Source organism: Thiobacillus sp. (genome assembly GCF_013693775.1).
Classification (GTDB): Bacteria; Pseudomonadota; Gammaproteobacteria; order Burkholderiales; family Thiobacillaceae; genus Thiobacillus.
Map to the genome: position 1 here is coordinate 1959133 of NZ_CP059257.1, position 14455 is coordinate 1973587.

Annotated in this window: 13 protein-coding genes; 5 read left to right on the forward strand and 8 right to left on the reverse strand. The window is 61.8% G+C overall.

Annotation, left to right across the window (positions count from 1 at the left end; genetic code table 11):
- Positions 1 to 21 precede the first annotated feature (21 nt).
- The 5 genes from dinD to HZY77_RS09790 all read left to right on the forward strand — a co-directional run bounded on the left by dinD (position 22) and on the right by HZY77_RS09790 (position 7020).
- Positions 22 to 888, forward strand: coding sequence for a DNA damage-inducible protein D (gene dinD / locus HZY77_RS09770; protein WP_296820879.1), 867 nt, complete (start codon positions 22 to 24; stop codon positions 886 to 888).
- Positions 889 to 893: 5 nt separating this feature from the next.
- The gene (locus tag HZY77_RS09775) at positions 894 to 3755 is read left to right on the forward strand and encodes a DNA methyltransferase (RefSeq protein ID WP_363153541.1); all 2862 of its coding nucleotides are present in this window, start codon (positions 894 to 896) and stop codon (positions 3753 to 3755) included.
- A gap of 68 nt (positions 3756 to 3823) precedes the next feature.
- On the forward strand, positions 3824 to 4885 hold the full coding sequence (locus HZY77_RS09780; RefSeq protein WP_296814154.1) for a Fic family protein: 1062 nt from the start codon (positions 3824 to 3826) through the stop codon (positions 4883 to 4885).
- A 78-nt stretch (positions 4886 to 4963) separates the two neighbouring features.
- Entirely contained in the window at positions 4964 to 6343 is a 1380-nt protein-coding gene (locus tag HZY77_RS09785; protein ID WP_296814156.1) for an MFS transporter, read from the forward strand.
- Positions 6340 to 7020, forward strand: coding sequence for a sulfite exporter TauE/SafE family protein (locus HZY77_RS09790; RefSeq protein WP_296814158.1), 681 nt, complete (start codon positions 6340 to 6342; stop codon positions 7018 to 7020). The genes HZY77_RS09785 and HZY77_RS09790 overlap by 4 nt, the downstream gene beginning before the upstream one ends.
- A gap of 19 nt (positions 7021 to 7039) precedes the next feature.
- On the opposite strand, the gene HZY77_RS09795 is transcribed toward HZY77_RS09790, so the two are convergent.
- The 8 genes from HZY77_RS09795 to HZY77_RS09830 all read right to left on the reverse strand — a co-directional run bounded on the left by HZY77_RS09795 (position 7040) and on the right by HZY77_RS09830 (position 14134).
- Positions 7040 to 7468: a DUF4426 domain-containing protein gene (locus HZY77_RS09795; protein ID WP_296814160.1), complete on the reverse strand. Its 429-nt coding sequence runs from the start codon at positions 7466 to 7468 to the stop codon at positions 7040 to 7042.
- Positions 7469 to 7515: 47 nt separating this feature from the next.
- A complete protein-coding gene (locus HZY77_RS09800) occupies positions 7516 to 7770 on the reverse strand; it encodes a hypothetical protein (protein WP_363153544.1) in 255 nt (84 codons plus the stop codon).
- Entirely contained in the window at positions 7755 to 8168 is a 414-nt protein-coding gene (locus HZY77_RS09805) for an ABC-type transport auxiliary lipoprotein family protein (protein WP_296814162.1), read from the reverse strand. The genes HZY77_RS09800 and HZY77_RS09805 overlap by 16 nt, the downstream gene beginning before the upstream one ends.
- Positions 8165 to 9868: an ATP-binding cassette domain-containing protein gene (locus HZY77_RS09810; protein ID WP_296814164.1), complete on the reverse strand. Its 1704-nt coding sequence runs from the start codon at positions 9866 to 9868 to the stop codon at positions 8165 to 8167. Before HZY77_RS09810 ends, HZY77_RS09805 begins: the two co-directional genes overlap by 4 nt.
- A complete protein-coding gene (locus HZY77_RS09815; RefSeq protein ID WP_296814166.1) occupies positions 9868 to 10962 on the reverse strand; it encodes an ABC transporter permease in 1095 nt (364 codons plus the stop codon). Before HZY77_RS09815 ends, HZY77_RS09810 begins: the two co-directional genes overlap by 1 nt.
- On the reverse strand, positions 10959 to 12011 hold the full coding sequence (locus tag HZY77_RS09820) for a homoserine O-succinyltransferase (protein WP_296814168.1): 1053 nt from the start codon (positions 12009 to 12011) through the stop codon (positions 10959 to 10961). The genes HZY77_RS09815 and HZY77_RS09820 overlap by 4 nt, the downstream gene beginning before the upstream one ends.
- Positions 12012 to 12013: 2 nt before the next feature.
- A complete protein-coding gene (locus HZY77_RS09825; protein WP_296814170.1) occupies positions 12014 to 12865 on the reverse strand; it encodes an ATPase in 852 nt (283 codons plus the stop codon).
- 108 nt (positions 12866 to 12973) lie between these two features.
- Positions 12974 to 14134 carry a methyl-accepting chemotaxis protein gene (locus HZY77_RS09830; protein WP_296814172.1) on the reverse strand — a complete coding sequence of 387 codons (1161 nt, stop codon included), beginning with the start codon at positions 14132 to 14134 and terminating at the stop codon, positions 12974 to 12976.
- Between the last annotated feature and the right edge of the window lie 321 nt (positions 14135 to 14455).

Here is a 14455-nt window from a genome sequence, read left to right on the forward strand (position 1 = left end):
TGGCAAAAAGAACTGCCAAGCATTGGCGGGCAATCCTTCGAAAACCTCAAACAGGTCAACGACCACGGCGCCGAGTACTGGAGCGCTCGCGATCTGCAGCCTCTACTAGGCTACAGCCAGTGGCGACGATTTGAAGACGCCATCAATCGAGCCATAACCTCTTGTGAGCAATCAGGAAACAATCCCGAGCATCACTTTGCCGGCGCCGGCAAACCGATAACGGGTGGCAAGGGTGCCGTCCAAGTCGTACAGGACTACCAGCTTTCCCGCTTCGCCTGTTACCTCATCGCCCAGAACGGCGACCCGCGCAAGCCGGAAATCGCCCAAGCCCAGAAATACTTCGCCATCCAGACCCGGCGCCAGGAACTGTCCGAGCAGCTCGCCTCGGATATGGAACGTCTGGAACTGCGCAAACAGACCTCAGAAGAATTCAAGGCGCTATCCGGCGCCGCCCGACAGGCCGGCGTACAAAACCGCATGTTCGGTATTTTTCACGACGCCGGCTACAAAGGCCTTTACGGAGGCCTGGGTAATGAACAAATCAAGACCAGAAAGGGTGTCCCAGCCAAAGAGCAACTGATGGATCGGATGAACGCCACTGAACTTGCCGCCAACCAGTTCCGCATGACCCAAACCCGGGACAAACTGGCACGAGAAGGCATCCGTGATCAGCAGCAGGCCATTCGTACCCACGAACAGGTCGGCAAGGAAGTCCGCGCCGCGATTGAACGCATTGGCGGCGAACGCCCAGAGAACATCCCAGTCGCCGAACACATCAAGGAAGTGGAAAAACGCCTCAGGGCCGCCACGCCCAAGCTGGAACTGGACGAGCGCGACGCGGGTGGTTTGTTGGGAGACAAGGCAAACAACAAGGGAACGGGCAAATAGCAGTCATGCCGCTTTCCTGGAACGAGATCAAATCCCGCGCATTATCGTTCTCGCGCGAATGGGCCGACGCTGCCGATGAGGCCAGCGAGGCCAAGCCGTTCTGGATCGCNTTTTTCGAAATCTTCGGCATCACCAACAAGCGCGTCGCCACCTTCGAGCATGCGGTCAAGAAATTCGGCGGCGGCCAGGGCTACGTCGACCTGTTCTGGCCCGGCGTGCTGCTGGTCGAGCAGAAATCGCGCGGCAAGGACCTCGACCGCGCCTTCTCGCAGGCGCTCGATTATTTTCCCGGCATCAAGGAGCGCGACCTGCCGCGCCACATCGTCGTGTGCGACTTCGCCCGCTTCCGCCTCTACGACCTGGAAACCGGCGACACCCGAGAATTTGCGCTGAAGGACCTGCACAAGCACATCCGCCACTTCGGCTTCGTCGCCGGCTACGAAACGCAGGAGATCAAGCCGCAGAACCCGGTCAACATCCAGGCTGCCGAGCGCATGGGACGGCTGCACGACGCGCTCAAGGCCAGCGGTTTCGAGGGCCATGCGCTCGAAGTGCTGCTGGTGCGCCTGCTGTTCTGCCTGTTCGCCGACGACACCGGCATCTTCCAGCCTGCCCAGGCACTGCGCACCTACATCGAGGAACGCACCCGGGAAGACGGCTCCGACCTCGGCCCCCTGCTCGCCCAGCTGTTCCAGGTGCTGAACACGCCGGACGCCAAACGCGGCAAGGCGCTCGACGACCAGCTCGCCGCCTTCCCCTACGTCAACGGCCGCCTGTTCGAGGAAGCGATTCCCATCGCCGATTTCGACTCGGCCATGCGCGAAGCCCTGCTTGACGCCTGCGCGCTGGACTGGAGCGCGATCTCGCCGGCCATCTTCGGCGCGCTGTTCCAGAGCATCATGGACAGGCAGGCGCGCCGCAACCTCGGCGCGCACTACACCAGCGAGGAAAACATCCTCAAGCTCATCAAGCCGCTGTTCCTCGACGCGCTGTGGGCCGAGTTCGACAAGGTGAAGAAGAATCGCAACCGGCTGTTCGAGTTCCACCAGAAGCTGCGCGGGCTCACCTTCCTCGACCCCGCCTGCGGCTGCGGCAATTTCCTCGTCATCGCCTACCGCGAACTGCGCCTGCTGGAACTGGACATCCTGCGCGCCTCGCTCGCGCTGGAGCGCGAGTTCAAGCAGTCGCTGATCGACATCTTCCAGCTGCTCTCCATCGACGTCGACCAGTTCCACGGCATCGAGATCGAGGAGTTCCCCGCCCAGATTGCCCAGGTCGCGCTGTGGCTGGTCGACCACCAGATGAACCTCAAGGTCAGCGAGGAATTCGGCATGTATTTCGCCCGCATTCCGCTCAAGACCAGTCCCAAGATCGTCCACGGCAACGCACTCACGCTAGATTGGAATAGTGTGCTGCCGGCGGAGCGCTGCAGTTATGTTATGGGCAACCCACCGTTTCTNGGGAAAAAAGAACAATCTTCCGCGCAGAAATCAGATTTCGAATCTGTTATGAGTGTCTTGAAAGGCTTTGGTGTTCTAGATTTTGTATGCGCTTGGTACGTCAAGGCCATTCGATATATGGCGGCGCCACCGCGAGTACCGCAGGAGTGTGGCGATCCAGAACACAAAAACTGGACTATTTCGGTTACGTCTTGCAATGATGACATCCGCGCCGCCTTCGTTTCCACCAACTCCATCACCCAAGGCGAACAAGTCGGCGTGCTGTGGAGCTGGCTGCTGGCACAGGGCACGCACATCCATTTCGCCCACCGCACCTTCCAATGGAACAACGAAGCTCGAGGCAAGGCCGCCGTGCATTGCGTCATCATCGGTTTTGGCCTAAACGACACAGATAACAAAACCATTTTTGAGTACGAAGATATTCGCGGCAAACCGCATGCCGTACCTGCTAACCAAATCAACCCATACCTTGTTGACGGCCCAGATGTCCTATTAACTAATCGCCCCGCACCTATTTGTCCCGTAAGTGAAATTTCCTACGGGAGTTTTGCCCTTGACGATGGAAACTACACACTCACCGAAGCAGAACGCGATTCCATCATCGAAGAGAATCCAGGTTCTGCAGCCTTTATACGGCCCTTCATTGGTGGCCGAGAATTACTACATAGTGAGAAGCGTTATTGCCTTTGGCTGTTGAGTATTCAGCCGCAAATGTTGGGGCAAATGCCCACCATATTGAAACGCGTTGAAGCAGTTCGTAAGTGGCGCATAGCAAGCGATAGGAAGACGACCCGCGATCTGGCGGCAACACCAACGATTTTTGCCGAAATTCGGCAACCAGAATCTGATTATCTTGCCTTCCCCACTGTCTCTTCTGAACGTCGAGCATTCATTCCGATCGATTTCCTAGCTGCCGATGTAGTCGCCTCTAACCAAATATATGTACTGCCTGATGCCACTCCGTATTATTTCGCCGTGCTGTCTTCTACGATGCACAATGCTTGGATACGTTACGTTGCGGGTAGATTAAAAAGTGACTGCCGCTACTCCGTCGGCATCGTCTACAACAATTTCCCTTGGCCCGACGCTCCGGACAACAAGACCCAACAGGCCATTGAAGCTGCCGCCCAAGCCGTGCTCGATACCCGTGCTGCTTTCCCCGATGCCTCGCTCGCCGACCTCTACGACCCGCTGACCATGCCGCCCACGCTATTGAAGGCACACCAGAAGCTCGACGCCGTGGTGGACAAGGCTTACGGCAAGACCGGCTTCAAGTCCGACGCCGAGCGGGTGGCGTTCCTGTTCCAGCGCTACCAGGCACTGACGTCGCTGCTGCCGCAAACGGCCGCCAGGAAACGGGTACGCAAGATGGCCAGCACGTCCGAGACCGAGGGGGCAAAGGTATGAAATTCGAGCAATTCAAGGCCGGGGACTGGCACCCGCAATATCAATACAAGAGCTTTTCACCTTCGCTGGTGAATCATGTCTGGACCTGGGACGANCCCGCCATCAACACCCTGCTGGAAGATGCCAATCGGGCGCTCGGCGAGCTGAATGCGTTTTCGCTGATCGTTCCGGATATCGACCTCTTCATCGAGATGCACGTGGTGAAGGAAGCACAAACATCCAGCCGGATCGAGGGAACCCAGACCGGAATCGATGAGGCGCTGCTGTCGGAAGAACAGATCCAGCCGGAAAAACGCAACGATTGGCGCGAGGTTCGCAATTACATCGACGCAGTGAATGTGGCTATCGGCGAACTGGCCACGCTGCCCTTATCCAACCGCCTGCTCAAGCACACCCACGAAATCCTGATGCGCGGTGTACGCGGCGAACACAAGCAGCCGGGTGAATTTCGTTCAAGCCAGAACTGGATCGGCGGCGCCAGCCTTGCGGACGCGGTTTTCATTCCGCCGCATCCCGATGAAGTGCCCGATCTGATGAGCGATTTGGAGAAGTTCTGGCATAACGAACATGTGGCTGTCCCACACCTGATTCGCGTGGCCATCAGCCATTATCAGTTCGAAACGATCCACCCTTTCCTGGATGGCAATGGACGTATCGGGCGCTTGCCGATCCCGCTCTATCTGGTCAACCACGGTTTGCTGGCCAAGCCTTCGCTCTATCTTTCGGACTACTTCGAGCGCAACCGCGCAAGCTATTACGACGCCCTGATGCGCGTACGGGTTTCGAATGACCTGATTCACTGGATCCGATTCTTCCTCGGGGGCGTGGCTGAGACCGCAACAAAGGGCCGTGACGTATTCCGTAAAATCCTGACCTTGCGGACAGAAGTCGAACACGCCGTCCTGTCACTGGGCAAGCGCACGCCTAACGCGAGACTGATGCTCAATCTGCTCTATCGCAAGCCAATGGTGTCGGCAATGGATGTGGAAGTGGCGCTGTCTGTCAGTACCCCAACGGCCAATGCCCTTATTCGTGACCTGGAAAAACTGGGGATATTGATCGAGATCACCGGTCAGCAACGTGGGCGTGTTTATTCATTTGATCGTTACCTTAGCCTGTTCTTTAGTTAAAGGAATTTGATTTTCATTAACTAAACAAATTGTTTAGTTAAGGCTAAATCACACCTCTCCCCCAATGGCCCATCACTCATGACCGCCCACCCCTGGCTTGCCGCCCTCAAGGTCTACACCCACCCACGCGTCGTCGGCATGCTGTTCCTCGGCTTTTCCGCCGGGCTGCCGCTGCTGCTGGTGCTGGGCACGCTGTCGTTCTGGCTGTCGGAAGCGGGCATCGCGCGCGCGACGATCGGGCATCTCTCGTGGGTGGGACTGGCCTATGGCTTCAAGTTCCTGTGGTCGCCGCTGGTGGACCGGCTGCCGCTGCCCTTCCTGACGGCACGGCTGGGCAAGCGGCGGGCGTGGCTGCTGCTGTCGCAGGTGTGCATCGCCGCCGCGCTGTTCGGGATAGCGAACACCGACCCGGTGCTGAACCTGGCGCACACGGTGTATTTCGCGCTGGCGGTCGCCTTCGCCTCGGCGACGCAGGACATCGCGCTCGACGCCTACCGCATCGAGGCGGTGGAAACCGAGAAGCAGGGCGCAATGGCGGCCACCTACCAGGCGGGCTATCGCATCGCGATGATCACGGCCGGTGCCGGCGCGCTGTGGATCGCGGCGAGCGTCGACACAACCACGGCCGCCTACGACTTCCACCCCTGGCAGGTGGCGTACACGGTCATGGCGGCCCTGATGGCGGTTGGCATCCTCACCACGCTGACCATCCGCGAACCCGAGAAGAAAATTCCCCACACCACAAGCGAACGCGAGTTGCATGCGCGCGCGAAGTTCGCCTCGCTTGGGTTGTCGGACGGGCTGCTCAACGCCACCGCGTGGTTCTACGACGCGGTGCTGTCGCCCTTCATCGATTTCATCCAGCGTTACAAATGGCAGGCGCTGTTGATGCTGGCACTGATCGCGCTGTATCGGATTTCCGACGTGGTGATGGGGGTGATGAGCAATCCCTTCTATCAGGAAATGGGGTTCACCAAGGACGAAGTCGCCACCGTGTCCAAGGTGTTCGGCGTGATCATGACCATTGCCGGCGCCGGGCTCGGCGGGCTTCTGACGATGCGTCTCGGCGTGATGCGCACGCTGTTTCTCGGTGCGTTGCTGTCGGCAGCGACCAACTTGCTGTTCGTCTGGCTGGCCGGCCGCGGGCATGATGTGGGCGCGCTGGTGTTCACGGTGTCGGCCGACAATCTCTCCGCCGGCATCGCATCCAGCGCCTTCGTCGCCTATCTGTCCGGCCTGGTGAACCAGGCGTATTCGGCCACACAGTACGCGCTGTTCACCTCGGTGATGCTGCTCCTGCCCAAGTTCATCGCCGGCTTTTCCGGNGAATTCGTCGACGCCTATGGCTGGGCAACGTTCTTCACCGGCACCGCGCTGATCGGCGTTCCGGTGCTGCTGCTGGTATGGCTGGTCGCCCGTGAGCAGGAAGCAGCAAGCAGGAAGCAGGAAAAGCCATGATCGAGTTCTCCCTCCTGACCGCCCTGCTCGCCGGCCTGCTCGGCGGGGTGCACTGCGTCGGCATGTGCGGCGGCATCGTCGCGGCGTTCTCCTTCCGCGCCGATGGCAGCACGCCGCCGTTCCGTCTGCACCTGGCCTACAACCTGGGGCGTGTGTCGTCGTATGTACTGTTCGGCGCGCTGGCCGGCGCATTGGGTGCTTCGCTCAAGCTGGCGGAATTCATGCCGGTGCAGACCGTGCTGTATGTGCTGGCGCAGGCCGTGATGATCCTGCTCGGCCTGTACCTGGCAGGCTTCAATCAATGGGTGCTGGTATTCGAACGGGCCGGCGGATCGGTGTGGCGACGGGTCAAGCCGCTGTTTCAGAAACTGCTGCCGGTAAAGTCGCTGCCCCAGGCAGTGCTGGCCGGCATGGCCTGGGGCTGGCTGCCGTGCGGCTTGGTGTATTCGGTTCTGGTGTCGGCACTGGCGGCTGGTAGCGCCACCTCGGGCGCGGCACTGATGCTGGCATTCGGACTCGGGACGCTGCCCAACCTGCTGGGCATGGGGCTGTTCGCCCGCCAGATCCAGCCGTTCATGCAGCAGCTGTGGCTGCGGCGTGCAGCCGGCCTGACGGTGGCGGGATTCGGCGTGTGGGGACTGATGACGCTGGGGTATGCCGCGCTGTCCCACGCCTGAACCACGCTTCCGCGTGGGTTTACTTGAAGAACTTCTGGTCGAAGGTCATTTCCTGCTTGAGCTCTCCCGGCACTTCCACGGTCGCCGTGAAGGTCAGCGTATCCGNGGGCGCGACGCGGAATTCGCCCAGGTAATAGATCGCGGTGCCTTCCTTGATTTCGCGCATGCTCACGTCAGCCAGCTGGCGGGTGAGATTGGTGGCGTAGACGGTCAGCTTGGCCGGTACCGGGCTGAGCACGCCGACTTTGTTCTTCTTCAGCACCGACATCGTCAGCAGGCCGCGTGTCTTGCTGCGCTCGATCTTGTAGGTGCGTGCGACTTCAGGCTGTAGCTCGTCGGTGGTCAAGGCGTTGTAATGGATTTCGAATTGGCCGAATTTCTGCATGATTTCGGCGTGGGCAAGGGCAGCGACGGAACACAGGCACAGGGCGGCAAGCAGGCGTTTCATGGTGTCTCTCCTTTTGTTGTGGGGTCTGCTTTTAGCATTCTAGGCGCTTATTTGAAGGTGGCGAGCCAGGCGCTCACGTCGTCGAGCACGCGGCTGACTGCCAGGTTGGACGCCTGGGCGGCGCCGGCGGCATCGTAGGTCGTCAACGGCACCTTCTGTTCAAACGTATGGCGGCCCAGCAATCTGCGCTGCTTCAGGTCCATCAGTTCGGCACGCAGTTCCAGCCGCACCTGCCCCGGCTCGCGGGTGGCGTCGTGATAGAACTCGACCAGCCGGGTATCCAGCATCAGGTCGCTGCGCACGACCCGCCGGCGGGCGCGACCCGGTAGCGGCCAAGCCGGTCGAGCCGGGCGCGCAGCAGTTCGGCGAAGCGCCTGCCGGGCCGCTCGGTCCAGCGGGCAAACTGGTACTGGCCGCGGGTGCCGGCACTGCGGCTGAAGACGAGCTGGTCGCTATCGTAAAAACCGCCGGTGGTGGTATCGAGCACCCGCAGCGTAGGGGCATACGATTTCTCACGGGTTTCAGCCCGTAGAGAATCGGAGTCCTTTAGGGCGTCGGCAGGTACAGGCGTCGGTGCGGCGGCGGGCTCTGCGTCGTTCAGCACGTAATACACCACGCCGGGCGCGTTGGCGCTCTGGCCGAAATTGACGCAGCCGCTCAGTGCAAGAACGAGGGCGATCAGGGAAAGACCGGTTTTCATGGAAGTTTCTCTCCGGGGCCGAGCTGCTTCTTGTCGGGGCCGAACAGGATGGCACGCGGATTCGACAGGCGCTGCCCGGCCGTGGTGAGCACATCGGCGCTGGTGCGCACGTCGCGGCTGACGCTGTTCAATTCCAGCGTGCCGGATTCGCTGAGCTGCTGAACCTGCTGGGAAATCAGATTGGCGTCGCGTTGCAGTTTCACCATCGCGACCGTGGCTTCCTTCAGCGCAGCGTTGGCGTTCTGCCCTACGCTGGCGATGTTGACTTCGGCGCGGGTGGCGGCCTGGCCGATGCTGGCGCCGGCCAGACGGAATTCATCGGAAGCGGCGCGGATGCTCCGCACGGCCGCGGTGAGGTCTTTCTTGTTGGCCGCCAGGTGGCGGGACAGTTCATTGAGATTAGCCAGCGTCTGGCCGATGGCATGCTGGTTCTCATCCGACAACAGCGTATTCATTTNTTCCAGCACCTGCGCACCGTTCACCGCCAGCCGCGAAAGGGCGGTCGCGACCTTGTCGATATCGGAACTGCCCTCGGAGATGACCGGATAGCGCTCGCCATCGGGCGCCTTGCTGAGCAGCGGGCTTTCGATCGGGCCATTGGTGATTTCAACGGCAGCAATGCCGGTCACCAGGTTGCGCTTGATGAAGGCCGTAGCACCGCTATGAACCGGCACTCCTTCGTCGATGCGTGCGGTAACCGCGACCGCTTCTTCCTGCTTGTTGGAGAAACGGTAGCCGTCGACCACCCCCACCTTGATGCCGCGCATTTTCACCGGGCTGCCGACCGCCAGGCCGTCGAGCGACTGTTCCTTGAAATAAATCGTATACGTCTGATAGGCGATGGTGTCGGCCGCGCCCGTCAGCCACACGATGGCCAGGGTCAGCAGGCCAACCACAGCCAGCACTACCGCGCCAACCAGTGTGTAGCGACCTTCAGTTTCCATGTTGGGTCTCTCCTCCGGAGCCCGCGCTGCGAAATAGTCGTTGAGCCACGGGTCGTCGATGTGCTTCAGTTCGGCCACCGTGCCGCTGCCGAGCACGCGGCCGTTCGACAGCACGATGACGCGGTCGATAATCGAAAACAGTGTATCCAAGTCGTGGGTGACGAGGAATATGGTGAGGCCCAGGCTGTCGGCCAGCAGCCGGATCAGTGCGTCGAACGCGCGGGCGGAAATCGGGTCGAGGCCGGAAGTCGGCTCGTCGAGGAACAGCAATTCCGGGTCGAGCGCCAGCGCGCGCGCCAGCGCCACCCGCTTGCGCATCCCGCCCGAGAGCTCGCTCGGCCGCTTGTCCGCGGCATCCGGCGGCAGGCCGGCCAGCGCGAGTTTCAGCCGGGCCAGTCGGCGGCAGATGGCGTGCGGCAGGTCGGTATGCTCGAACAGCGGCGTGGCGACGTTATCCTCTACCGTGAGCGAGGAAAACAAGGCGCCATCCTGGAACAGCACGCCAAAGCGCCGCCGCAGCACATTCATTTGCTCGGTCGTACTGTCCAGGACCGATTGTCCGAATACTTCGATATGCCCCGCTTGCGGCCTCAACAAGCCGATGATCTCGCGCAGCAGGACCGATTTCCCGGTGCCGCTGCCACCGATCAGCGCGACGACTTCGCCACGCGCGACGGACAGACTGAGGCCGCGATGGATGCTGTGTCCGCCCAGTGTGGTCGACACGTCACGGACCTCGATCACGGACTCGGCCATCAGATATCCAGCCGCACGAACGTCACGGCAAAAATGGCGTTGAGAATGATGATGGCGATCAGGCTCTGCACCACGGTGGAAGTCGTATTGGCGCCGACGCTGCGCGCGTCGCGGGTCACCGACAGGCCCATGCGGCAGGCGATCAGCGCGATGAACATGGCGAACACCGGCGCCTTGCCGAGTCCCACCACCAGGGTTTTCAGCAGGATCACATCGGCCATCCGGTCCATGAACATGGAATACGAAATATCCAGTTGTTGCTGCGCCACCAGCATGCCGCCGGCAATCCCGGCGATATCGCCGATGAATACCAGCAGCGGCATGGCGATCAGCAGCGCCAGCATGCGCGGAATCACCAGGACAGCCAGCGGCGACAGGCCGAGCGTGGTGATGGCATCGATCTCCTCGGTGACTTTCATGGTGCCGAGCTGCGCGGTGATGGCGGCACCCGTGCGCCCGGCCACGAGAACGGCGACGATGACCGGCGAGATCTCGCGCAGGATTGCCAGCAACAGGCCGTCGACCACAAAGATGTTGGCGCCGTACTGTTGCGCCTGGTCCCCCAGCAGGTAGGCGAATACCACGCCCAGCAGGAACAGCATGGCGGACACGATGGGAATCGCACCGACGAACACCGCGCGCACCTGGGCCGCGAATTCGCGCCACCGCCAGCCGCCGGGCTTGCCCAGCAATACCCACAGTTCGATGGACAGTCGGCCGACGAAATCGAGCAGGCCGAGCGCATGCTCCGCCATTACCTGTGCGCCGCGGCCGGTCATCGCCAGCACGCTTTCGCGCCGGTGCCCGGGCTGCGCGGCCGAGGCTGCGCTGTGGCGGTTGACCAATTCCAGTATCGCCAGGTGCTGCGGCTGGAAAGCCTGCAACGCGGGCATCGGGTCGTTCGCCCGCGGACGGACAGCGGACAGCAGCAACCACGCGCCATTGGTATCGAGCTGGGTGACCCCGGCGCCATCTATGGCACGTACAGTCTTGCCGCCAAGTGCCGGCAAGACCGATGCGGCTCCGGCATGCCAGGCACCACTGACGACCAGCGTACCCTGGGCCTCATCGAAGTCCGCGCGTGCTTCCGTCACGCCAGCCCTAAAGGATTGTCGGGGTCGATGCCCGGCATGAAGGGCAGGCCGCGTTCGCGGTGTGTGACCTGGTAGACGCAGCCGATCCAGTTGCCGACCACGCCTTCGGCCGTGTCGTGCCAGGTATTGTCGAGCAGCGGCAGCACCTGCGCCTCGGGGAAGGTCAACATCTCGCCCGCCTGGGTGCGGCTGCCGTACTCGGCCAGCAGAGCCTGCGCCTGGCGGCTGAAATAGCGCTCGGGGAATGGGGGAANCGCAGGCAGCTTGCCTGCCGCGGCAAGCATCAGATCACGTTTGTATTCCTTCAGCAGCGAGACGGTGTCGTATTCGGGATGTCCCTGGAAGAACACGGTACGCAGGCCGTCCCCGCTCACCGCCATGTGGACGCCGGCCTCCACGCTTTCGACCAGCACCTTGACCCCTGCCGCCTCGAACTGCGCACGCGAGATGTCGTTCCAGCGCGAATGCGGTACGTCGAAACGCGTATTCACGTCGGCCACCAGCGGGTGGCGGCCATCGGTCACGCGATGCTCGAATACGCCCCAGATCTTCCGCGGCTGCATGATGCGCGCCTGGCCATGGCGGAACTGCATCACCGCATGCGTGGCCAGGCACGAACACAGCGTCGAGGTGACGTTGTCCCAGGCCCAGTCGATCACTTCGATCAGCGGTTGCCAGAACGGCTCGTCGGCAAGGTCGGAATGGGTGACGTTGGCACCGGTGATGATGAGCGCATCGAGTCCTTTCTCGCGGATCGCGTCGAAGCTTTCGTAATACTGCGCGATATGCGATTGCGCCGCCTCGCCGCGCGGCAATGTCGGCAAGGTGAAGGGATGCATGTAGAACTGCGCGATCGGGTTCGATTCGCCGACCAGCCGGTAGAACTGCCGTTCGGTCGCTTCCAGCGCCGCGTCCGGCATCATGTTCAGCAGGCCGACATGAAGCTCACGGATTTCCTGGTTGGCCGCGCGCTCGGTCGACAGCACCGTGATGCCGTCGCGGCGCAGGCGCTCGAAGGTGGGCAGGGNGTTATGCGCGACCAGCGGCATCGTCAGTCCTTCTTGCGCGCAACGGCTGACTCGACCAGCGCGAGGAAATCGCGTTCGTCGCGCACCTGGGCCACCTCCTGCGAGGTCACCGTATAGCCATGCGGCTTGGCGATCGCCTCGTAGCGGGGAATGCGCGAGTGGAACAGGCGCGGAAACACCCAGCGGGCGAAGTCGTCGGGCTCGATCTGCGCCACGAACTCGATGCCCTTTTCCTTCAGGTAGGCCGGCAGCTGTTCGGCGAGGAAGGCCGGGCGAAAATACAGCGGTTTGGGATCGGACTGCGCGCGCTTGATCAACGTGTCCTCCTCTTCGCGGGTCGTGGTCTGGATATAGAGGATCAGCGTATGCTCGGCAAGCAATTCGACCACGCCGGGTTCGTCCAGCTCGCACAGGCTGCCGCCGACGTCGTTGACGAAGTGATGATAGCCGTAGATTTCCTGGCCTTTGCGGATAAACGCCGGCACGTCGCGCATGGCGGCGATTTCGCCATCGCGGTAGGCCGCCTGGCGGCGCGAGAACTCGTCGAGCGGGAGCCCGCCCCATTCCGGCCNCCCGAGCTTGCCGACGAAGGTCAGCACCGGGCCGAGGTCGTGGATCTTGATGTTGTTCTTGATGTCGATCCAGTCGTTGCGCAGCAGCTCGCGCANAAACGGCACGCTCATCGCCTGCTGCTTGATGAGATCCAGAATCGGTTCGTCGAGGTAGCGCGTGCCGATGCGGTAGTCGCCGGAAAAATGGAACCAGTCGTGGCCGCGCAGCATGGAGGAGATGTGCGTCTTGCCGACGCCGGACATGCCGAGCAGGGTAATGCGCTTGGTCGGCCAGGCGCGGAAGGCTTCAGGTGTAAAGTGCATGGGGTCGGTTTTCTTGAGGCTAGCGCGAAGCCTACCGAAAAGCCACCCAATAAAGGGCGTCGGGATGCCGTCCGGCATCCCGACGCCCTTACCGTGCCGTGACGACCATCAAGCCGCGACGCGGAACGCCGCCATTGAACTGCTGAGCTGCCCCGACTGCGCCTTCAACGACTGCGCCGCCGCGCTGAGCTGAACGACCAGCGCGGCATTTTGTTGCGTCATCGTATCGAGCTGCGAAATGGCCTGGTTCATCTGGCCGATGTCATTGTTCTGCGATTGCCCGGCATCGGCGATGCTGACGATCAATTCCGCCATGCGCGCCACGCTCTCGAAAATCTCCTGCATCGTGCGCTTGGCATCGTGTACCAGCTTCGACCCGGCTTCGACCCGCGCGGTCGAGGCGTCGATCAGCGCCTTGATCTCACGCGCCGCGCTTGAACTGCTTTGGGCCAGCGCGCGCACCTCGGACGCGACCACGGCAAAGCCGCGCCCGCTGTCGCCCGCACGGGCCGCCTCGACCGCCGCATTCAACGCAAGAATATTGGTCTGGAAGGCTATGCTGTCGATCACCCCGACAATCTCGCCGATGCGGGCGGCCCCGTCATGAATTTCGGTCATTTGCACCACCACATCCTGCATCGTCTGCGAGCCGAGCAAGGCCACCTTGCTCGACTGCGCGACCACATCGCGGGCTTCCTGCGTACTTTGCGAGTTGCTGCGCACCATCCCGGCGAGCAGCTGCATCGAGCTCGAGGTCTGCTGCAGTGCGCTCGCCTGGTTCTCGGTCCGGGAAGACAGATCGGTATTCCCGCTGGCGATCTCCTCGGACGCGCTGTTGACGTTCTCCACGGTCTGGCGCACCTCGAGCACCATGGTGCGCAACTTCTTCCGCATCGAATTGAGCTCGCTCCGCAGCCAGGAAATCTCGTCCTTGCCGGNGGAGCTGATCACGGTCTCGAGGTCACCACCCGCAACCCGCGCCACGCATTGCACGGTGGACTCCACCGAATCCTTGATGCTCCTGCGAATCGCCCAGCCTGCCAGCAGCGCAAATCCGACGCCCGCCAGGGTAATCAAGCCGATCACCCATTCCGCTTCCGATCCGGNGGCGGTTCCCGCCGCACCGCCCATGGCTGCATGCTGCAGCATGGCAGCCCTGTTTTGCAGCGACCAGATCGCGCTCGCCCCCAACACGCCGACCACCGTGGCCATGACCCAGAATCCGATCATGACCCGGCGCACCAAACTGACCTCACGAATCCATTCCACAGCAGTACCCCAGTTCTTCTATCAAGTTGAGTGGCGGGCAGACGTGGAGCTTGCCTGCGCTTGACAGCGTTATCGGTGGCGCACGAACCGGCTGAAGCGTACTAAGCAAACACCCTAGTCGTCCCCGTGAAATTCCGTACCTGCCGGATGCTGCATCGCATCTGCGTACATCGAACTGTCTCACGGACAGCCTCCTCGACAGTCCACCGTGGTGCATGCACGTCCGCGGCCGCACCAATTCAGGCCATGGACCGTCGTCATCCTCCACCACTACGGTGCATGCGCCCTGCGCCCACCACGCCAATACACGGCGGCGGCCCC

Excerpts from the sequence above, each read along its gene's own strand:
- HZY77_RS09805 (WP_296814162.1), bottom strand. The coding sequence starts at position 8,168 with ATGAAAACCGGTCTTTCCCTGATCGCCCTCGTTCTTGCACTGAGCGGC.
- HZY77_RS09790 (WP_296814158.1), top strand. The coding sequence starts at position 6,340 with ATGATCGAGTTCTCCCTCCTGACCGCCCTGCTCGCCGGCCTGCTCGGC.